Here is a 21,577-nt window from a genome sequence, read left to right as displayed (position 1 = left end):
CCATGGTCGACGACAACGAACTGAACAGACTGCGCGACATCGCAGCACCGGCGCCGGACGCGGACGCAAAGGCGCGTGCCCTCCAGGCCGCGCTGCGCGCCTATGACATGGAAGAAAAAACTTTGCCGGGCGCCCAAGGATCGGTGAGCGGGCTTCGTCTCACAGAGCGAGCACAAAGGCTCTGGAGCGAAATCATGCAAAAGAAACTCTTCGCCACGCCGGCCATTGCCGGGCTCGTTGCCCTGCCGATCGCCGGATACGCTACCATTTATATGCTGGGGGAATCCAAATTCGGCGGGGATAAGATCACCGAAACGCTGGCTGACAAACCGGCGACCGTCAAACCGCCGGTCGTTGCCGAAGCGGACAAGCAGAAGAAGGCGGACGCCGACAGTGAAAGCCGCGACACCGGCGAGGCGCTTGTGGCGCCGACATCGCCGCCGAAGGCGGAATCGACCGCGGTCGGCGGGCTGACGCAGCAGGATGTGCTCAGCCGCAATGCACCCGAACCGGCGCAGAGCGGCGAGTTCGCGTTGGATGGGGGTGCAAGCTCCGCGGCTCCGGCAGTCGATGGCGGCGCGCGGGTCGGACGCGTGCCTGGCACGGTTGCCGAGCCCAAGCTGATGGCACAGCAGCCCGCCGCTGCGCCGGCCGACCAGATGCTGCCGCAAGAGGAAAACCGCGACCGCGTCGAGAATTTCAAGACCAACCCGGTGCATGCCGCACTTGAAGACCCGGTCTCGACCTTCTCGATCGATGTCGACACCGCTTCCTATTCCTTCGTCCGGCGCTCGCTGAAGGAAGGCTTTATCCCGCAGGCCGACACGGTTCGCGTCGAGGAGATGATCAACTACTTCCCTTATGCCTGGAAGGGACCGGACTCCGCCTCGACGCCGTTCAACTCGACCGTCAGCGTCATGCCGACGCCGTGGAACGAGCACACCAGGCTGATGCATGTCGCAATCAAGGGTTTCGACGTGAAGCCGGCCGAGCAGCCCAGGGCCAATCTGGTCTTCCTGATCGATGTGTCGGGCTCGATGAACGAGCAGGACAAGCTGCCGCTCCTGCAGTCGGCCTTCCGGCTGCTTGTCAACAAGCTGAGACCTGACGACACCGTCTCGATCGTCACCTATGCGGGCGATGCCGGTACCGTGCTGGAGCCCACCAAGGCTTCGGAAAAGGACAAGATCCTCGCTGCCATCGACAATCTGACATCCGGCGGCTCGACGGCAGGCGAGGCCGGCATCAAGGAAGCCTACAGGCTGGCGCAGAAATCCTTCGTCAAGGACGGCATCAATCGGGTGATGCTCGCCACCGATGGCGACTTCAATGTCGGCCAGACCGACGACGACGACCTGAAGCGGCTGATCGAAAAGGAGCGCAAGACAGGCGTATTCCTGTCGGTGTTCGGCTTCGGCCGCGACAATCTGAACGACCAGATGATGCAGACCATCGCCCAGAACGGCAATGGCACTGCTGCCTACATCGATACGTTGGCGGAGGCCGAGAAGGTGCTGGTCGAGGATGCCTCCTCGACACTGTTCACCATCGCCAAGGACGTGAAGATCCAGGTCGAGTTCAACCCGAACAAGGTCTCGGAGTACCGGCTGATTGGCTACGAAACCCGCGCCTTGAACCGAGAGGATTTCAACAATGACCGGGTCGATGCCGGCGAGATCGGCTCAGGTCATTCAGTCACCGCGATCTACGAGATCACGCCTAAGGGCAGCGGCGGCGAACAGATCGACCAGCTGCGCTACGGCCAGGCCTCGGTGAACAATGGCGGTGTCGCCAATGCCGACGAATATGCTTTCGTCAAGATCCGTTACAAGCTGCCGAACGAGGACACCTCGAAGCTGATCACCACGCCGGTAACGTCAACCAACGAGGTGGCGTCGTTCGACCAGGCCAGCACCGACCAGCGTTTCTCCGTTGCCGTTGCTGCCTTCGGCCAGAAGCTGCGCGACGAGGATGCGACCGCGAAGTTCGGCTACGACAAGATCATGCAGATTGCCACCGCCGCCAGAGGAGCCGACCCGTTTGGATACCGGTCCGAGTTCCTCTCGCTTGTGCGCCTTGCCTCGGCGCTCGGCGGTAACCCGTAGTGGCAATGACGGCCGGTTTCTTCAGATGGGATCGTTCTGATAGGGGGAGCCGGCCTACGGGCGGGTGAGGCAGGCCGGCGAGGGAAACCTTGCCGGCCTTTTTTCGCGGCCGCACTGCTTCGCGCGGACCATGTCGCAGACGAAAGCGTCAGGCGCGTCCGCGGCGCCGCTCGCGGCGGGCTTCGCTGGTCTCGGCGACGTTGACCGTAGCCTGCTTGTTGCGCATCGGGCCGATGCGTTCGACGATCTGCTCGACGGTCGGGCGATCCGACTTGGTGTGCGCATCGAGCGCCTTGCGCATGGCGGCGAGGTGCTGGAACGAGGTGCCGCAGCAGCCGCCGACGATTTTGGCGCCGGCATCGACGGCGAGGCGCACATAGTCGGCCATCAGCTCGGGTGTGCCGGAATAGTAGATCTCGGCACCGCGAAATTCGGGAATGCCGCAATTGCCCTTGACGATCACCGTTGCTTCCGGCTTCGCCTCGGTCATGTCGAGCAGCGAAGCGAGAATGTCGGAGGCGCCGACACCGCAATTGGCGCCGACACCGAGCGGTGTCTGCGACAGGCCGTCGACGACGCCGTGGATGTCCTTCGGCAGCAGTCCCATCATGGTGCGGCCGGCGGTGTCGAAGGAGCCGGTATAGGTATAGGGCAGGCCGACGCGGATGGCGGCTTCGGCGGCGGCGCGGATTTCGTCAGGCGCCGACATGGTTTCGATCCAGGCGACTTCGGCGCCGCCGGCCTTCAGCCCCTCAATCTGCTCGGCAAAGGCTTCGACCGCCTCGTCATAGGTCATGGCGCCGAGCGGCACCAGCAGCTCGCCGGTCGGGCCAACGGAGCCGGCCACGATCACCTTGCGGCCAGCGTTGCCGGCGACGGCGCTTGCGATCTCGGCCGCGCGCTTGTTCAGCGCATAGACGCGGTCCTGCGCGTGGTGCAGCTTGAGCCGATGGCGGGTGCCGCCAAAAGAGTTGGTCAGGATGATGTCGGCGCCGGCATCGACAAAATTCTGGTGCAGGCTGGTGATGGTGTCGGGCGCGGTCTCGTTCAAGAGCTCGGGAGCCTCTCCGGCCTCAAGGCCCATGGCGAACAGATTGGTGCCGGTGGCGCCATCGGCGAGCAGGACGCCCTTTTCGGCAAGCAGAGCGTCGATCGGATTGGTCATGTGAAATACGCCTTCCCGGAAGAATAACTGAGATAAGGATATAAAGAATTCTTTATGTGCCGTCAATGTCGGCACGTAGAGCAACCGGTCAAAATTGCATCTCCGCCAGCTTTCGTGTGAAGCTGGCCGCTTCATGCGCGTTGACGTCCGCGGCACGGATCAGATTGTCGAAATGGCTGGTCAGGGTGCGGATCGGCTGCGTGGCGTTCAGCACCAGATACATGTCGCCGACGTAAATGGCGGCGCGATAGGGCCCGAAGATGGTGTAGGGGATCGAATAGCGCATCCGCCCGTCATAGAGAAACAGGCGGAAGGTGGGATAGAGGTCGTCGAGCAGCGTCGCCATATGGAGGAGCTGCTGGTGGCGGTCGGCCTCCGGAAAGCGGTCCCACACGCCCAGCCCACGCGCGAAGATCTCCAGCGTGTGGCGCGGCATACAGACTTCCATGTCGGTTTCGGGCCGTCGGTTGTAGTCGATGCGGTACTGCGTTTCGCCGGCCTGTGCCTCGCGGCTCTTGTTGGCGATGACGGCTTCGTAGTCGACAAGCGCCTCGGTGCGCAGAAGATCGGGAATGCCGGCCGGCACGTAGCGGATTTTCGTTCCCGCCGCCTCGGCATGCCAGCGAGCCAGCAGCGTGCGGTCGAAGCCGTCCGGCGCCTCCTCGATCTCAAGGCTCTCGCGGATTTCGCCGGTAACACCCTCGTCGTGGCTGAGGCCGAGCAACCAGTCGAGCGAGACTTTGAATTCGGCGGCGATGTTGAGCAGCGTTTCGGCGCGGGGAAGGCGGGTCGAGGCGCCGGAGAGCAGCTGCGACAGTGCCGAACGGTCGATGCCAACCGCGGCGGCGAAGGCCGACTGGTTCAAATCGGACCTTGTCAAGAGCATTTTCAGGCGCTCGCGAAAGATCGTCGACAGGTCGCGCTTGTCCAAATCTCTACTCTCCCTGACGTGAGCAAAATTTTGCGCCGAAGCGCTCTACATGGCGTTTCGAGCGCAAATGAATCTACGAGCTTGTTTACAATAGATAACATCTGCAGCTGAAAATGCGCAATCGCAACAGTTTGTGCGCTTTATCGCGTTGCAGCGATGCAACGCTCCTGACACAATGCTGTCAGGAATCAAACGGGTTCCGGCGACTGGAAGGCAGTGGTCGATAGCATGACGAGCATGGGCAACAGGCGACACGGCGCAGCGGGCATCGAATGGCCGACCGTATTTCTCGCACTTCTCTGCTACGGCGGCTGGCTCGCTACCGGCTTCCTGCTCTGGCCATCCTACCCGCTGCTGGCACTCGCCTTTCTGACCCTGATTGCGGCGCTGCAATCCTCGCTGATGCACGAGGTCCTGCACGGCCACCCAACCCGGAATGCGCGGCTCAACGAAGCCTTTGTGTTCCTGCCGATTGGCCTTGTCTGGCCGTTTCGCCGATTCAAGACCATTCATCTGCGCCACCATGCAGACGAGCGCCTGACCGATCCGCTCGACGATCCCGAAAGCTATTACAAGGCTCTCTGGCAGCACGAGGAGCTGCCGTCGGCGATGAAATTCCTGCTGAAGGTCAACAACACGATGATCGGGCGTTTGGTGCTAGGCCCGTGGCTTTCCTGCATCGGCTTTTTCATCGACGACGCCAGGCAGGTTGCCGCGGGCGACAATTCCATCCGCAAGGCATGGCTGCTGCATGCGATCGGCCTCGTCGTGGTGCTGCCCATCGTGCAGTTCGGCTTCGGCATGCCGTTGTGGCTTTACGTTCTGGTGCCGGTATGGCTGGGACAATCGCTGATTTCGATCCGCACCTACGCCGAGCACCAATGGTCTGAACATCCGGAAGGCCGCACGATCATCGTCGAGCGCTCGCCGCTGTCCTTCCTGTTCCTCAACAACAATCTGCATTTCGTCCATCACAAGAGCCCGACGGTGGCCTGGTACAGGCTGCCGAAGGTGTTTCGCGACCGCCGTGACGAATGGCTGCGGATGAACAATGGCTACGCCTATCCGAACTATTTCGCGCTGCTCAAGGCCTATGCCTTCAAGGCGAAGGAGCCGGTCGTCCATCCCGTGCTGCGGCGCATGCCGGAACCAGGACGCGCATTCAAGCCGCGCGTCAGGGCACGCAGCCTCAATGGGCTTGGCAGCGCACCGGTACCCGCCGAGCCGCCGAAAGAATGATTCTTGCGTTGTTGCAGGCGGTGCCGCGCGGACGACGCTTTCCTGACCTTGTCAATTTCCCCGCATAACGGTCAAATCCCGGCATGAGCGAATTCATTGCGGCTTTGCCGATGTACGACTGGCCGGAAGCGCGGGACGATGTCGACGCGCAATGGGCGCGGCTGCGCGATGCTTTCAGACAAAAAGGCATCGATGCGCCGGAGACGATCATCCGCCGCACCGGCGATTTGCCCCCCGTGCCTGGCGGTATTCGCGATGATCAGGGAAAACCCATCGCGCCCGATCCGGCGACATTGCCGCCGGACGAACTGGATTTTCACCAGCTCTGGCTGCATCCGGCGCTGCTCTTTGCGCAAACCTGCTGGGGACCGATGGAACTCGGCCTGTCGCAGCGTGTCCAGCTCGTCGGCCAGCCGCGTTACGACGCCTTCGAGGGTGGACAGGGCGAACTCTATTCGAGCGCCATCGTCATGAGGGCGGGCGAGGCACCGCCGGCAAGGGCGCCGGCCGACGGCGGTGCCGTCATTCCGCTCGATCAGCTTCGCAGCAAGCGCTTCACCTTCAACAGCCTCGATTCCATGTCGGGCATCATCGCGCCAGCCCGCGACCTGCAAGCATTGGGCGAGAGTTTGGATATCTTTTCCGCGCTGAGCGAAAGCTGTGGGCACCGTGCTTCGATCGTTGCCGTTGCCGAGGGCAGGGCGGACGTCGCGGCGATCGATTGCGAGAGCTGGGCGCTGGCGCAGCGTTTCGAGCCGGCGGCGCAGAAGGTGACGGTCGTCGGCTGGACAAGGCGGCGCAAAGGCTTGCCGTTCATCACCGCCAGGACGACGCCGGAAACGATCGTCGCCGCGATGCGCGAGGCGATCGCAGCGCTCACGTAAAGCGCGTCGCGTTCGGTCGGCCTCATGCGACGCGCTTTAGATTCTTGTTTTATGCATGTCGTTATCGCAAAGCCGCTGCACACTTTGCGCGACATGCATTAGCGTCGCTCAGCCGCCAAGTAGCCGATTGTCGAGCGGGTAGGTCGAAAGCTTCTCGTTGCCGGTTTCAGTGATCAGGATCTGTTCTTCGATCTTGACGCCTTCGTAGCCGCCAAGCCGACCGATATAGCTCTCGACGCACAGCACCATGCCAGGTTCGAGCACTCCGTCCGGTGTGTCGTCGGTCCAGTCGCTAGCATGCGGCAAAGTCGGGTATTCGTCGGCAAGGCCGACGCCGTGATAGAGCACCCCGTAACGGGCCGGGAAGCAGTCTCCCGGTGGCACTGACGAGCCCTCGACGAGGTCGCGGAACGATATGCCCGGCCGCATCAGCTCCGTGTTGTGGGCGATCTGGTCGGCGGCGATGCGGAACAGGTCGCGCTGCTCCTGCGACGGCGGCGCGTCACCGCAAAGCCAGGTGCGCGAAAGGTCGGCGCAGAAGCCGTAAGGACCGATCAGGTCGGTGTCGAAAGCGACGAGCTCGCCGGCCTCGATCGCCCGCGACGAACACTCCTGGAACCATGGATTGGTGCGCGGCCCCGACGACAGGAGCCGGGTTTCGATCCATTCGCCGCCGCGCGCGATGTTGCCGCGATGGAGTTCGGCCCACAATTCGTTCTCGGAGATGCCAGGCCTCAGCGCCTTCTCCATCTCGCCCATTGCCGCCTCGCAAGCGGCGATCGCCCGGCGCATGGCAAGGATCTCGTCGGGTGATTTTATCAGCCGCGCATTTTCCATCACCGCCTCGCCATTGCCGGTCGAGATGCCGAGGCGGGCGAGCTCTTCGATGCCCTCGGGATTGATATGGTCGACGGCGATACGGCGATTGTCGCCACCATGTTCCAATACCAGCTCGGCGATGCCGGCTGCCCAGCGGCGGACTTTTCGACCGGTCAGCTCGCCGCTGTACAGATAAGCCCACGACACCGCCGGCCGCACCTCGTCGACGACGCCGGAATGATCGGAAAGGTGCTCGCAGGAGAAATAGTCGAACAGCACCACCGGGCCATCGGTGGCAACGAAACAATGCCTGGTCCGATTGTGTGAGACCCAGAGCTGCATGTTGGTCGCATCCGTTGCGTAGCGGATGTTGACCGGATCGTAGAGCAGGGCTCCCGCATAGTCGCGGCGCTTCAGCTCGGCGCGGATGCGCTCGAGCCGGTATCGGCGCATGGCGGGCAGGTCAGGAGCAGCAATGCCCGCCGCCTGCCATTCGGCTTCCGCCAGCGCTCCATAGCCCAGCGCATGCTGGTTGAGTTCAGCGGCCTTCAGCCGCGATTTTTTGTGCAGCACATCATTCGAGCCGTCGGGCTCGAACGGCATGATCTTGCGGTGATGACGGGGCCGGTCAGTCGGGTTCCTGTCCACCCTCGGCTCCTCCGCTAACGCCTTCCTTGGGCGCCGTGGCTTCTCCCACCGCCATTCTCTTCAATCTTACATAGGCGCCGGCCCGGGCGGACTTGCCGGTGCCGCGCAACAGCGGAACCATCATTTGCCGTGGTTGGCCGTCCGGCTCATAGCCGGCCGCTTTGAGCTGCTCCAAAATGACCGGACGCGGATCGTCTCGGTCAAGCCAGACGAGTACGGCTGGCTCCTGCATCAGCGTTTCGAAATTAGGCACTTCCTGGTCAAGTGCGACCAGTTTTTCGTCGACCAACCGCAGGTTTCCGACCCATGCACCATCAGATATTGCGGTTTTGACCGGTCCGTCCGCAGTCAGCTGGCGATAGAGGGCGGGGTAATCCACGCGGATCATCCGCGAGAGGCCACTGGTCCCGTTTATCTGGACGTACCAGGTGGCGGGCGCGAGCAGCACGGCGATGATCGCTCCAGCCGCGATCACCAGAAGCTGCGCATTCCTGCCCCGCGGCGCCAGCCGTTCCATTGTAGCGACGATGGCCAGCGGCAAGATGAACAGGACGGGCAGCAGCCAGCGGTCCTTGACCACCGTCACGCCGGTGGCAAGTACAAGTATTGCCAGCATGGCCAAGCCGAGCGCCAAAGTACGCCACAACAGAATTTCCCTTGCCGGACCTTTCGGGTGCCGCTCGGAGAAACGGAACTTCGCCAGCCAGAAAGTGAGGGCGGAAACGAGAACGGGCAAGACCGCGAAATTGAAGGTGCCCATGATAAACTTGCCGGCGCCGACAAAGGCCGCCGCCACGCGCCCTTGTTGCGCGTCTATTCCGAACTTCTCGCCTCTCGACAATAAATCGGCGGGATGCATGAGGCTCCAATAGGTGGTTGGCGCCAGCACCAATATCGCGACTGCTATGCTGATGGCGAACTTCGGATCGAGGATCGCGCCGCGCCATTCGCGCAGCGACAGCACGGCCGCAACAAGGGCCACCACGAGGAAGACATCATTATATTTGGCAAGAATTGCCGCCGCCGTGGCCAGGCCAAACGCCGCATAGGCGATCATGCTTCGCCGCTCGAGAAGATAGGCCATGGCCAGCAGGAGCAGCGAGCAGAAGCCGACGACGGCGACGGAATGCGACAAGGCGCGCTGCGATTCCCAGACGATCTGCGGGATCGTAAACAGGCCGAACATGGCCGCCGCCGCTGTCGCTTTGGTGTAGCCGAACCGCCGCATGGCGGCGAACACGCTGCAGGCGCCAAGGAACAGCACGGAGTATTTGACGAGCTTCAGCGTGAAGATACTGGTGCCGAAAACATGCGCGGCCAGCCAGTTGATCCAGGTGTACAGGGGTGGTTGCGAGCCGCCATATCCAGCCCAGAGATACGGAACATAGATCAGCTGCTCCGCATCATCGATGCCGACGCCGGTTCCCGCCCAAGAGCTCAACAGGGACAGTATGATGGTCTGCAAGGCAAAGTAAGCCGCGACCATGATGATCGCCGCCGGGAAGGGGCCGATCCGTCCCTCGGCCAGCCACTCGGCCCATCTCAGATTGTACTTCAATGAAATCTCATCGCACTTGCCAGCAGAGTGTTGCCGGCTGCGCTAGCATGAAGAGTATGCTCCGCACAATGCGACCGGCTGGCTGCGCCTACGTCCTCATCTTTTCGCCGCTCGGGTCGAAGGGCGGCTCGACATTGATGCGTGCCGGCCGCCGTTGCCCGAGGATTTCGATCTCGAACAGCCCGGCGCTCTCGTTCTCGGCAAGCGCTGCCGGTACATAGCCTTGCGCCATCGACTTCTCGACATAATGCGCATAGCCGCCGGAGGTGACCCAGCCGACCACGCGCCAGTCGCCGTCGACAATGCCGCGCACGGCAGACGCGCCTTCGGCGGCGTTCGAGCCGCGCACTTCCTTGCCGCCCGCGTCGAAGCGCGGCGCGCCATAGCCATGCGGCTTTTCCACGGTGCCGTAATCCTTGCCGCCGACCTTGGCCCAGATCGGCTCGTCGCCCATGACGTCTGCATCCGCGGCATCGACGATGAAGGAGACACGGCGCAGTTTCGGCCCTTCTGCCTGTTCCTTGGCCGCTGCTTCCCGGCCGATGAAGTCGTTCTTCTCTAGCTTGATGAAGCGGTCCATCGAGCCTTCGAACGGTCCGTAGATCGGACGTAACTCGCGGAACCAGGTCGGGAAGTTCTTCTCAAGGCGCATCGAGAGCAAAGCCCGCATGCCGAAATCGACAAGGCCAAACTCTTCGCCAGCCTCCTTGATTGCCTTGTAGACCAGGCGCTGGTAGGCAGGCGCCATCCAGATCTCATAGCCGAGGTCGCCGGTGTAGGTGATCCGGTTGACCATGCAGGGCGCTCCGCCGACCGCCATCTCGCGGAAATCCATGAAGCGGAAGGCCTTGGTCGAGATGTCGACATCGACCAGTTTCTGCAGCAGGTCGCGGGATTTCGGCCCGGCGATCGACAACCCGACCAGCGTCTGGTCGAAGCGGTGGATGCGCACCTCTGACGCCCTTGGACCGTCCTTCGGCAGATGCTTCTCGAACCAGCGCATGTGGTATTTTTGCGCTGCCGAAGAACCCCATATCATGAAGCGGTCTTCCCCACCCCTTGGGCCCGCCTTGGCAATGGTGAAGTCCCCGATCAGCCGGCCGAACTCGTTCAGCATGGGCGTCAGCACGATGCGGCCGGTCTTCGGCATGCGATTGGTCATCAGACGGTTGAGGAAGTCCTCGGCCCCTGGCCCGGAGACTTCGTATTTGGCGAAGTTGGCGATCTCGGTGACGCCGACCCTCTCGCGGGTGGCGCGCACTTCCTCGCCGATCGGGCGGAAATCATTGGAGCGGTGGAAGGACACGACGTCCTTCGGCTCCGAGCCTTTCGGCGCGAACCAGAGCGGGGTTTCGAGACCCCAGCTGTCGCCCATGACGGCGTTGTTGGCGAGCATGGTGTCGTAAAGCGGGGTCGTCTTCGCTGGTCTTGCCGCCGGTAATTCCTCGTTGGGAAAGCGGATGGAGAAGCGGCGCGAATAATTTTCGCGGACCTTTGCGTTGGTATAGCGCAGCGTTGCCCATTCGCCGAAGCGCGCAACGTCCATGCCCCAGACGTCGAAGCCGGGGTCGCCATGGACCATCCAGTTCGACAGCGCCAGGCCGACGCCGCCGCCCTGGCTGAAGCCGGCCATGACGGCGCAGGCGCACCAGAAATTGGTCAGGCCCTGCACCGGGCCGACCAGCGGGTTGCCGTCCAGCGCGAAGGTGAAGGGGCCGTTGATGATCTGCTTGATGCCGGCCTTCTCGATGCCGGGGAAATGCTTGAAGCCGATCTCGAGCGACGGCGCGATGCGGTCGATGTCTGGCTGCAGCAGCTCGTGGCCGAAATCCCAGGGCGTGCTGACCGGCGACCACGGCTTGCAGGCCTTTTCATAGGTGCCGAGCAGGATGCCGTTGCGCTCCTGGCGGGTATAGATCTCGCCCTTGAAATCGAGCACGCCAATCATCTCGCGGCCGGTCGACTTGTTGAATTCCTCGACCTCCGGCATCGGCTCGGTCAGGAGATACATGTGCTCCATGGCCAGCACCGGCAGTTCGACGCCGACCATGCGACCGATCTCGCGCGCCCACAGGCCGCCGCAGTTAACCACATGCTCGGCTTTGACTGTGCCTTGCTCAGTGACGACGTTCCAGGTGCCGTCGACCTCCTGCGTCAGTTCCACGACGCGGTTGCGCAGTACGATCTCGGCGCCTAGCTTCCTGGCGGCCTTGGCATAGGCATGGGTGGTGCCGGAAGGGTCGAGATGACCCTCGACTGGATCCCACATGGCGCCGACGAAATTCGTCTCGTCCATCAGCGGGAACATCGCCTTGGCTTCGGACGGCGTGATCAGTTCGGTGTCCATGCCGAGATAGCGGCCCTTGGCGTGGGCGAGCCGCAAGAAGTCCATGCGCTCGGGCGTGTCAGCCATCATCACGCCGCCGGTCAGGTGCAGCGAGCAGGATTGGCCGGAAATCTCCTCGATCTCCTTGTAAAGCTGCACCGTGTAGGCCTGCAGCTTGGCGACGTTGGGATCGCCGTTCAGCGTATGGAAGCCGCCCGCCGCATGCCAGGACGAGCCGGAAGTGAGCTCCGAACGCTCGATCAGCATGATGTCGTTCCAGCCAGCCTTGGCCAGATGATAGAGCACCGAGCAGCCAACGACCCCGCCGCCGATGACAACCGCTTTTGCATGAGATTTCATGAAGATAATTCCGTTTTTGAAGAGATTGAATCGAGTGAGCGGGGCGCGAAAACAAAGCGGAGATCGGATACAGCGATGTTTCCGGTCAGCCTGCCATCAAGACGGAGTGGGGGTCGACTACTCATCAGATGATCAGAAATCGGTCGGCGCGCCGCCTTCGGCCCGGCGCTTGTCGACGAAAGCGTTGAGCTCCTCCCTGATTGCCGGATCCATGTAAGGCTCTTCATAGGAGGCCAGCCGTTCCTTCCAGACGCGATTGGCCTTTTCGAGCGCCGTCGGCGACCCGGCCTCCGCCCAACTCTCGAAATTGCGCCAGTCCGAGATAATAGGCGCATAGAACGCGGTCTTGTAGCGGTCCTGCGTGTGCTGGGTGCCGAAGAAATGGCCGCCGGGGCCGACGGACTGTATGGCGTCGAAACCGAGTGCTTCCTCGGAAAGATCGAGCGGCGTCAGGAACTCGGCGACCATCTGCAACAGGTCTATGTCGAGGATGGTCTTCTCGTAGGAGCAGCGCAGGCCGCCTTCCAGCCAGCCGGCCGCATGCATCATCAGATTGCCGCCGCCCTGGATGGCGCCCCACAGTGAGAACACGCTTTCATAGGCGGCCTGCGCATCGACCGTGTTGGCGGCGCAGGTGTTGGAGGTGCGGTAGGGGATGTTGTAGCGGCGGGCGAGCTGCCCGCCGACCAGCTGCGCCTTCATATATTCCGGCGTGCCGAAGGCCGGCGCGCCGGACTTCATATCGACGTTCGAGGTGAAGCCGCCGTAGCCGACAGGCGCGCCCTTGCGCACCATCTGCGCAAAGGCGATGCCGGACAGCGCCTCGGCATTCTGCTGCACCAGCGCGCCGGCAATCGTCACCGGCGCCATGGCGCCGGACAGGGTGAACGGCGTCACGATGACCACCTGGCCCTTGCTCGACATCTGGATGATGCCTTCCATCATCGGCACGTCGAGCTTGAGCGGCGAATTGGTGTTGATGATGGTGAATACCGACGGCTCTGCAAGCAACTGCTCATGGCTGATGCCACGTGCGATCCTGGTGATCTCAATGCCGTCGACGTTGCGCTCCTTGCCGAGCGAATAGATGTGGAACATCTTGTCGGTCAGCGTGGCGAGGTCACGGATGCATTCAAGGTGGCGGACGGACGGATGGATGTCGATCGGCTCGACCGGATAGCCGCCCGTGCAGTTCAATATGTTGTGCATCTGCGCAAGCTTGAGGAAGTTGCGGTAGTCCTGCTGGTTGCCCGGCCGGCGGCCGCGGTCGACGTCGGAGCAATTGGGCGCCGACGCCATCATCGAGATGATCAGATTATCGCCGCCGAAGCGCACGTTGTGCGCCGGGTTGCGGGCGTGGATGGTGAATTCCGGCGGGCAGTGCGCAACCAGTTCCAGGATCATGTCACTGTCGAAGCGCACCCGCTCGCTGCCTTCGCGGACATCGGCGCCATGCGCCTTCATGATGCGCCGGGCTTCGTCATGCAGCACGTCGACGCCGATTTCCCGCAGCACGCGCAGAGAGGCGAGGTGGATAGATTCCAGCTCGTCGTCGGAAACCAGCCGGGTCGGCGCCAGCGGGTTCTTCAACTGCCGAAACGGCGGCTGCTCGAACGCCGCCGATCCGCCGGCACGCTTTCCCGCGCGGCCGCCGCGACGGGCGCGGTCGTTTGCCAATGCGGGTTCGGCGGGCTGAAGGGCGGCGGTCATGATAGTCCTCGTACGCTGCGGCAATGCGGCGGCATAATGGACTGCCGGCCGACCAGCCATTGCGGAGGCGGCGACCACTAGGACGAGGGAAGCGACATGCCTGAAGGGCAGCCGGAGGGATCGTCAGGCTCTTATCTCTTCCGGCTGGCGCAAGCGGTTTTCGTTGCCGGTGCTTACCGCGATGAAAGCGAAACGCTAGTCCTGCATCATGGACCGGGCGGAACAGGACAGCGGCGAGACAGTGCAATGGGCGGCGATCACCGGCGTGATCGCCACCGTCTCGGTGTTCGCCATCGCGCAAGGGCTGAGCTATCCGCTGTTGAGCTTCATCCTGCAGCGCCAGGGCGTCTCGCCGGCCATGATCGGCCTATCGGCGGCAATGACGCCGATCGGCTTCATCGTCTCGTCGCCGCTGGTTCCGGCGCTGGCGCGGCGTTTCGGGGCAGGGCGCACCGCGCTTACTTGCGCGGCACTTTCCGCGCTGGTGCTGGCGCTGATCGGCTGGACGCAAAGTGTCTATCTGTGGTTTCCGCTGCGCTTTTTGATCGGCGCCGTCACCAACCCGCTCTACGTGCTGAGCGAAGTCTGGGTGATCGCACTGGCGCCGCCGGCACGCCGCGGCCGCGTCATGGGCATCTATTCGACGATCATTTCGGCGGGCTTTGCGGCGGGGCCGCTGTGCCTGCTTGCGGTCGGCACCGAGGGATGGCCGCCGTTTCTGGTCGGCATCGCCGCATTCCTGTTTTGCGGCGCCTGCCTCGCCTCGGTGCTGGCACGGCTGCCCAAGGTCGACGAGAGCGGGCACCGCGTTTCGGTGCTGGGGTTCGTGCCGCAGGCGTGGCTGCTGTTATCGGCGGTGATCGTGGCCGCCGGTTTCGAACAGGCGGTGCTCGCCTTGCTGCCGGTCTATGGAACGCATTACGGCATCGCCGAAGCGCGCATGTCGGCGCTGCTGTCGGTGATGATCGCCGGCAACATCGCTATGCAGGTGCCGCTCGGCCTGCTGGCGGAACGACTGACGGCGCGGCTGGTGCGGTTCATCTGTGTTTCGATGACGGTGCTGGGATGCGTTCTGTTGCCGGTTCTCATCGAGACGCCGCTGATCTGGCCGTGCGTCTTCATCTGGGGCGCGGTTTCCTACGGCATTTACACGATGTCGATCATTGAACTCGGCGAGCGGTTCACCGGCTCGGCACTGGTCGCCGGCAACGCCGCCTTCTCGCTGATGTGGGGCGTCGGCGGCATCGCCGTGCCGCCGCTGGCGGGCAGCGCCATGGATGTTGTTGGCGCCGGCGGCCTGCCAATGACGCTCGGTGCCATTTGCCTGGCGCTGGCAGTTGTAACGGTCATTCGAAGACGGATGGTGTGAATGCCAGAAAGCCGCCGTTTCTGACGAATGGCTTGAATGTAAGCGGCCCCATGTCGATCTTGGCTATGTCGCCACCCGACTCAACCGGAGACCTCATGACCAAATCGAATACCAAGGGCCAGCCGGGTTCGGCGGCCGAAGACCCGTTTCTCTGGCTTGAGGACAGGAGGGGCAAGCAGGCGCTCGACTGGGTGCATCACCAAAATGCAGTTACGGTCGGGGAGCTGCAGGGTGATCCGTCCTATCAGACGTCGTTCGAGACGGCGCTCGACCTGATGACAGCCGAGGATAACATCGCCGTCGGGGCCGCTATCAACGGCTATGTCTATAATTTCTGGCAGGACCGGACGAACGTACTCGGCCTCTGGCGGCGCACCACCGTCGCCTCCTACAAGACCGACAAGCCGGAATGGCAGACGATCATCGACTTCGACAGTCTGGCGGCGAAAGAGGGGGTGAAATGGGTGTTCAGCGGCGCCAGCCGGCTCTACCCCGACTTCAGCCGCTGCCTGCTCAACCTGTCGCCGGATGGCGGCGATGCCAGCGAGATGCGCGAATTCGATATCGAAAGCAGATCGTTCGTCGATGGCGGCTTTCGCGCTCCTGCCTCGAAATCGAGCTTTAGCTGGCTGGACGAGGACACGGTTATCGTTTCCGCCGCCTTCGAGGAGGACGACAAGACCCAGTCCGGTTATCCGCGCGTGGTCAAGCTTTGGCGGCGCGGCACGCCACTGGAAGCGGCGATGCCGATCTTCGAGGCGCTGAAGCAGGATCTTGCCGCCGGCGGGTCCGTCGAATTCGACGGCGACAAGCGTCATGTCTTCCTCGCCCGGACCATCGACTTCTTCGCCTCGCACAGCTTCCTGCGGCTGCCTTCCGGCGGAAACAGGCGCATCCCGTTGCCGGACGACGTCACCGATACGGCGCTGTTCAAAGGCCAGCTCGTCTTTGGCGTGCGTACCCCGTGGACTGCGCCGGACGGCACGCTGTGTAAGCCCGACGGACTCTATTCACTCGATTTCGAGCGCTGGATCGAAACCGGGCTATTCGGATCCCTCGATACCGTGCTCGAGCCGGCGCACCGCGTCTCGATCGCCGGCATTGCCCGCACGCAGGACCGGCTGTTCATCAATTTGATGGACAATGTGCGCGGCAAGGTCGTCGCCGGCAAGCGCAGCGACAGCGGCTGGGAGTTCAAGCCCGTGGCGTTGCCCGAAAACGGCAATGTCGGCATCAGCCATGCCGAGCATTTCGGTTCCAGCGTCTCCTTCTCCTTCACCGATTTCCTGACGCCGAGCTCGATCATCTGGTCGGACGACAACGCCGCGGGGCTGGCAACGGTGAAGTCGCAGCCGGCGCGTTTCGACGCGTCGTCCCTGCTCTCCGAACAGTTCGAGGCGCGCTCGAAGGATGGCACGATGATCCCGTACTTCGTCGTCAGGAGGCGCGACTTGCATGGACCCGTGCCGACATTGCTTTACGGCTATGGCGGCTTCGAAGTGCCGCTGCTGCCCGGCTATGCCGGCGTACGCGGCAGGCTGTGGCTGGAGAAGGGCAATGCCTATGTGCAGGCCAACATCCGCGGCGGCGGCGAGTTCGGCCCGAACTGGCACCAGGCGGCGCTCAAGGCCAATCGCCAGAATGCCTTCGACGATTTCGCTGCCGTCGCGCAAGATCTGGTCAAACGCGGCATCGCTACGCCCGCCACACTGGGCATCCAGGGCGGATCGAATGGTGGCTTGCTGACCGGCGTCTCGCTGACCCAGCACCCGGAATTGTTCGGTGCAGTGATCATCGACGTGCCGCTGCTCGATATGCTGCGCTACACCGAGCTGCCGCCCGGCGCGTCATGGATGGCCGAGTATGGCGATCCGGCGAAGCCGGAAGAGGCAGCCTGGCTCGCCGCCTATTCGCCCTATCAGCATGTAGACACGGATGCAGCCTATCCGCCGGTGTTGCTGACGACCTCGACCGCCGACGATCGCGTCCATCCCGGGCATGCCCGCAAGATGGCGGCACGGCTGCAGGCGGCCGGCCACGGCAAGACGCTGTTCTTCGAGGAGACCGAGGGCGGCCATGGCGGACGCGGCGACCGGCGGCCGCAGGCCGCACAGGCGGCGATGAAGTACGTCTTCCTGCAGCGGGCCCTGACTGGCACCAATTGACCGGCGTCGCTTGACCGGCACGGCTTGAACTGAGGGCTCGAGGCAGCCTAAGGTGCATGCATGGCTCGGCTGGCGAAATCGGGTTGCGCATTTGGGGTGGCGGTGACGCCGTCGTCGCGCACGCTACGCGCCGAGCTGTTGCGGCTCTGCGCTCGCATCGGCTATTCGCCGCCCGCTGTCCTCTGACGAATCCGCCCCGGCGCGAAAGCTGCCGGATTGGTTCAAGAGGAAAGACCAGACATGACCTACCAGAATTATTCGCTGAAGCAGCTTCAGCAGATCGATGCCGCGCATCACCTTCATCCGTTCACCGACCACAAAGAGATGCGCGAGACCGGCTCGCGCATCATCACCCACGCCAACGGGCCGTTCATCTATGATGCCGAAGGGACGGAAATCCTCGACGGCATGGCTGGGCTGTGGTGCGTCAATGTCGGCTATGGCCGCGACGAGCTTGCCGACGCCGCCTACGCCCAGATGAAGGAATTGCCCTACTACAACTCTTTCTTCAAATGCTCGACGCCGACGCCGGTTCTGCTGTCGAAAAAGCTGGCGGAGATCGCGCCAAGGCACATCAACCAGGTGTTCTACGGCTCGTCCGGTTCGGAGGCCAACGACACGGCGCTGCGCCTGGTCCGTCACTATTGGGTGCTGGAAGGCAGGCCCGAGAAGAACCGCATTATCTCACGCAAGATGGGCTACCACGGCTCGACCATCGCCGGCGCCTCGCTCGGCGGCATGGATTTGATGCACAAGCAGCTCGGCGGCGCCGTGCCCAACATCGTCCATGTGATGATGCCCTATGCCTATGAGCTCGCACTGCCCGGCGAAAGCGACCATGATTTCGGCCTGCGTGCGGCAAAAGCGGTCGAGGACGCGATCCTCGAAGCCGGCGCCGACAAGGTGGCCGCCTTCATCGGCGAGCCGGTAATGGGGGCAGGCGGGGTGAAGATCCCGCCGATGAGCTATTGGCCGGAGGTGCAGCGCATCTGCCGCAAATACGATGTCCTGCTGATGCTGGACGAGGTCATCACCGGATATGGCCGCACAGGCGAGTGGTTCGCCGCACAAGCCTTCGATGTCGAGCCCGACACCATCACCACGGCCAAGGCGCTGACCTCTGGCTATCAGCCGCTGTCGGCGCTGCTGGTCGGCGACCGCATCGCGGCGACGCTGGTCGAAAAGGGCGGCGAATTCTATCACGGCTACACCTATGCCGGGCATCCGGTGGCCTGCGCGGTGGCACTGAAGAACCTCGAGATCATCGAGCGCGAAGGCCTGGTCGAGCGCGTGAGGAACGACACCGGGCCTTACTTCGCCAGGGCGCTGCAGGAACGTCTCGGTGGGCACGATCTGGTCGGCGAGGTGCGCTCGTTCGGGCTGATGGGGGCGATCGAGATCGTCAAGGACAAGGTGACCAAGGAGCGCTTCCTGCCGGCCGGCAGCGCGGCGGTGATGGTTCGCGACCACGCGATTGTCCAGGGCATGATGCTGCGCGCTACCGGCGACACGATGATCCTGTCGCCGCCGCTGATCTGGACGCGCGAGACGATCGACATGGCCTGCGACCGCATCGCCACGGCGCTCGACCTGGCGCAAGCAGATTTGCGCAAGCATTAGGGAGGCGATCGCTGGGCGCTCCATGTCGGGCGCCCGGCGTTCGAATGGGCGCTCGCCAGGCGAGGATGCGAAAACGCAAAAACCGCGCTCCATCGGAACGCGGCTTTGCCAGATACGCATGGCGCTTCGCCAACAATACACTTGCGAAACTAACGGCGAAACTTACGGGCTCCGGTACGCGAGACCTGATCCGGAGCGCCGGGCGGATGTCCGCCTCGCAATCCGTTCTAAACGCATATCGTTACTGCAGGGTTAGCAAGAGCTTAAGCAAACCTAAATTTGCCGACTTTCCGCTTTGGGCAGATCGAAAACCTGTGAACTTGGAAGCTTACGCCGGGTTACCACGGAGGAAATTAATGATGCCGGAAAAATCCGCGCCGGCATTCCCTTGTGCGTTGAACAGCGCATAGAGCTGGGCTGCCTCGGCGCCGAGCGGCGTTGCTGCACCGACGCTCTGTGCGGCCTCCTGCGACAGTTTCAGGTCCTTCAGCATCAGTGCCGCCGCGAACCCAGGCTTATAGCCATTGTTGGCGGGCGATGTCGGCACCGGGCCGGGCACCGGGCAATAGGTGGTCAGCGACCAGCACTGGCCGGACGAGGTCGAGGCGACGTCGAACAGCGCCTGGTGCGACAGGCCGAGCTTTTCCGCCAGCACGAAGGCCTCGGCAACGCCGATCATCGAAATGCCCAAAATCATATTGTTGCAGATCTTCGCCGCCTGTCCGGCGCCGTCGTCGCCGCAATGAACGATGCGGCCGGCCATCGGCTTGAGGATTGGTTCGGCCTTGGCGAAGGCATCCTTCGAACCGCCGGCCATGAAGGTCAGCGTGCCGGCCGCCGCACCGCCCGTGCCGCCGGAGACCGGCGCGTCGATCGACAGCAACCCGTGCTTGGCGGCGATGGCATGGGCCTTTCGAGCCGACTCGACATCGATGGTCGAGGAATCGATGAACAGCGCGCCTTTTTTTGCCTTGGACGCTATGTCTGCGTAAACCGACAGAACATGCTTGCCGGCCGGCAACATGGTGATGACCGCATCGGCGTCTTTCACCGCCGCAACGGCGTTGGCCATGACGACGACGCCGTGTTCCCTGGCGATGACGAGGTTCTCCGGCACCAGGTCGAAGCCGTGCACGGCATATCCGGCCTTGACCAGGTTGGAGGCCATCGGATTGCCCATATTGCCGAGGCCGATGAAGGCGATGGTGGTCATAATGGCGCTCCGTGAGTGGAATAGTGAATAGTGAATAGTGAATAGTCAGTAGTCAGTAGTCAGTAGTAAGTAGTCAGTATGGATCATGTATTACCTCATGGTCTATATGATAGCCTCACCATTCACCATGCACCATTCACCATTCACTATTCACTATTCACTAAATTCTCTATCGTCCGATCAGCGCGCGAGCGATGATGACGCGCATGATCTCGTTGGTGCCTTCGAGGATCTGGTGGACACGCAGGTCCCGCACCAGCTTCTCGATGCCGTAGTCGTGCAGGTAACCATAGCCGCCATGCAGCTGCAGGGCGTCGTTGGCCACGTTGAAGCCGGTGTCGGTGACGAAGCGCTTGGCCATCGCCGACCATTTCGAGGCATCCGGCGCGTTGCGGTCGAGCTTCGAGGCGGCGGTGTAGAGGAAGACGCGCGCTGCCTGCAGTTCGGTCTCCATGTCGGCGAGCTTGAACTGCAGCGCCTGGAACTGGTTGATCTTCGAGCCGAAAGCCTTGCGTTCGGCGGTGTAGGCGAGTGCCTTGTCGAGCGCCGATTGCGCGCCGCCGAGCGAGCAGGCAGCGATGTTCAACCGGCCGCCGTCCAACCCGGCCATGGCGATGCCGAAACCGGCGCCCTCGACCGACAGCAGGTTTTCCGCCGGCACCTTGCAGTCCTCGAAGACGACCTGGCGGGTCGACTGCATGTGCCAGCCCATCTTGCGCTCGTTGGCGCCGAAGGAAAGGCCGGGCGCATCGTTCGGCACGACGAAGGTGGAAATGCCTTTCGGCCCGTCGGCGCCGGTGCGCGCCATGACGACATAGAGGTCGCTGTCGCCGGCACCGGAGATAAACTGCTTGGCGCCGTTCAGCACATAATCGCCGCCGCTTTTGACCGCACGCGTCTTCAGCGCCGCGGCATCGGATCCCGAACCCGGCTCGGTCAGGCAGTAGCTGGCCAGCCATTCCATCGAGGTCAGCTTCGGCAGGAAGCGCCGACATTGCTCGTCGCTGCCGAAGCGGTCGATCATCGATGCCGCCATATTGTGGATCGAGATGAAGGCGGAAAACGCCGGATCGGCCCGCGAAAGCGCTTCGAAGATCAGCACGGCGTCGAGCCGGCCGAGCCCCGAGCCGCCGACATCCTCGCGGACATAGATGCCGCCAAGGCCGAGCGGACCTGTCTCGCGGATCACATCGGCGGGGAAATACTTGTTGCGATCCCAGTCGAGTGCGTTCGGCGCCACACGGTCGGCGGCGAAGGCTTGCGCCATCTCCTGGATGGCGCGCTGGTCTTCGTTGAGTTCGAACTGGCTGGTGCCCGCATCGACAGCGGCGTCCATGGCGTGCTCCCTGATGTTTCCGGCCTGCTGGCCTGTCGTTTTTGGCTTTGCGCGCAGTCCAATCTAGACCAATGATGCCGCCGCGCAACCCGATCGTCTCCATCCAACCATCTGGGCAGCGGCTGTGTG

The 21,577-nt window shown here is 62.9% G+C and carries 14 protein-coding genes; 6 read left to right on the top strand and 8 right to left on the bottom strand.

Features of this window, described 5'->3' with window-relative positions:
* The first annotated feature begins 2 nt into the window (after window positions 1–2).
* Window positions 3–2,105 (top strand): vWA domain-containing protein, encoded by a 2,103-nt coding sequence (locus NKJ32_RS07705; protein WP_352827239.1) that lies wholly within the window; start codon window positions 3–5, stop codon window positions 2,103–2,105.
* Between the two features lie 148 nt (window positions 2,106–2,253).
* On the opposite strand, the gene bmt is transcribed toward NKJ32_RS07705, so the two are convergent.
* Entirely contained in the window at window positions 2,254–3,270 is a 1,017-nt protein-coding gene (bmt, locus tag NKJ32_RS07700) for a betaine--homocysteine S-methyltransferase (RefSeq protein ID WP_352454606.1), read from the bottom strand.
* Window positions 3,271–3,358: 88 nt separating this feature from the next.
* Window positions 3,359–4,201 (bottom strand): helix-turn-helix domain-containing protein, encoded by an 843-nt coding sequence (locus NKJ32_RS07695; RefSeq protein WP_023676499.1) that lies wholly within the window; start codon window positions 4,199–4,201, stop codon window positions 3,359–3,361.
* A gap of 228 nt (window positions 4,202–4,429) precedes the next feature.
* On the opposite strand from NKJ32_RS07695, the gene NKJ32_RS07690 reads away from it, so the two are divergent.
* Both NKJ32_RS07690 and NKJ32_RS07685 read left to right on the top strand, forming a co-directional pair.
* A complete protein-coding gene (locus NKJ32_RS07690) occupies window positions 4,430–5,440 on the top strand; it encodes a fatty acid desaturase (RefSeq protein ID WP_031211723.1) in 1,011 nt (336 codons plus the stop codon).
* 83 nt (window positions 5,441–5,523) lie between these two features.
* Window positions 5,524–6,324 (top strand): phosphate/phosphite/phosphonate ABC transporter substrate-binding protein, encoded by an 801-nt coding sequence (locus NKJ32_RS07685; protein WP_023676497.1) that lies wholly within the window; start codon window positions 5,524–5,526, stop codon window positions 6,322–6,324.
* A 108-nt stretch (window positions 6,325–6,432) separates the two neighbouring features.
* Here the strand turns inward: NKJ32_RS07685 and NKJ32_RS07680 are convergent, their stop codons facing one another.
* The 4 genes from NKJ32_RS07680 to NKJ32_RS07665 all read right to left on the bottom strand — a co-directional run bounded on the left by NKJ32_RS07680 (window position 6,433) and on the right by NKJ32_RS07665 (window position 13,745).
* Window positions 6,433–7,746: a M24 family metallopeptidase gene (locus NKJ32_RS07680; protein ID WP_352827296.1), complete on the bottom strand. Its 1,314-nt coding sequence runs from the start codon at window positions 7,744–7,746 to the stop codon at window positions 6,433–6,435.
* Window positions 7,747–7,771: 25 nt separating this feature from the next.
* Window positions 7,772–9,349 carry an ArnT family glycosyltransferase gene (locus tag NKJ32_RS07675; RefSeq protein WP_352827234.1) on the bottom strand — a complete coding sequence of 526 codons (1,578 nt, stop codon included), beginning with the start codon at window positions 9,347–9,349 and terminating at the stop codon, window positions 7,772–7,774.
* Between the two features lie 88 nt (window positions 9,350–9,437).
* On the bottom strand, window positions 9,438–12,035 hold the full coding sequence (locus NKJ32_RS07670; RefSeq protein WP_352756703.1) for a GcvT family protein: 2,598 nt from the start codon (window positions 12,033–12,035) through the stop codon (window positions 9,438–9,440).
* Window positions 12,036–12,167: 132 nt separating this feature from the next.
* Complete coding sequence (locus tag NKJ32_RS07665; protein WP_023676493.1) at window positions 12,168–13,745, bottom strand: trimethylamine methyltransferase family protein; 1,578 nt, start codon at window positions 13,743–13,745, stop codon at window positions 12,168–12,170.
* A gap of 208 nt (window positions 13,746–13,953) precedes the next feature.
* On the opposite strand from NKJ32_RS07665, the gene NKJ32_RS07660 reads away from it, so the two are divergent.
* From NKJ32_RS07660 to NKJ32_RS07650, 3 genes are all read left to right on the top strand, one after another.
* Window positions 13,954–15,114 (top strand): MFS transporter, encoded by a 1,161-nt coding sequence (locus NKJ32_RS07660; protein WP_352587678.1) that lies wholly within the window; start codon window positions 13,954–13,956, stop codon window positions 15,112–15,114.
* A gap of 95 nt (window positions 15,115–15,209) precedes the next feature.
* The gene (locus tag NKJ32_RS07655; protein ID WP_352587681.1) at window positions 15,210–17,279 is read left to right on the top strand and encodes a prolyl oligopeptidase family serine peptidase; all 2,070 of its coding nucleotides are present in this window, start codon (window positions 15,210–15,212) and stop codon (window positions 17,277–17,279) included.
* A gap of 240 nt (window positions 17,280–17,519) precedes the next feature.
* The gene (locus tag NKJ32_RS07650; protein ID WP_352452083.1) at window positions 17,520–18,899 is read left to right on the top strand and encodes an aspartate aminotransferase family protein; all 1,380 of its coding nucleotides are present in this window, start codon (window positions 17,520–17,522) and stop codon (window positions 18,897–18,899) included.
* A 328-nt stretch (window positions 18,900–19,227) separates the two neighbouring features.
* On the opposite strand, the gene mmsB is transcribed toward NKJ32_RS07650, so the two are convergent.
* Both mmsB and NKJ32_RS07640 read right to left on the bottom strand, forming a co-directional pair.
* The gene (mmsB, locus tag NKJ32_RS07645; RefSeq protein WP_023676486.1) at window positions 19,228–20,112 is read right to left on the bottom strand and encodes a 3-hydroxyisobutyrate dehydrogenase; all 885 of its coding nucleotides are present in this window, start codon (window positions 20,110–20,112) and stop codon (window positions 19,228–19,230) included.
* 169 nt (window positions 20,113–20,281) lie between these two features.
* Complete coding sequence (locus NKJ32_RS07640; protein ID WP_023676485.1) at window positions 20,282–21,448, bottom strand: isobutyryl-CoA dehydrogenase; 1,167 nt, start codon at window positions 21,446–21,448, stop codon at window positions 20,282–20,284.
* Between the last annotated feature and the right edge of the window lie 129 nt (window positions 21,449–21,577).

Origin of the sequence: Mesorhizobium sp. M0159 (assembly GCF_040322295.1) — a bacterium.
Lineage (GTDB): Bacteria > Pseudomonadota > Alphaproteobacteria > Rhizobiales > Rhizobiaceae > Mesorhizobium.
This window is presented reverse-complemented; position numbering and strand designations above follow the sequence as displayed.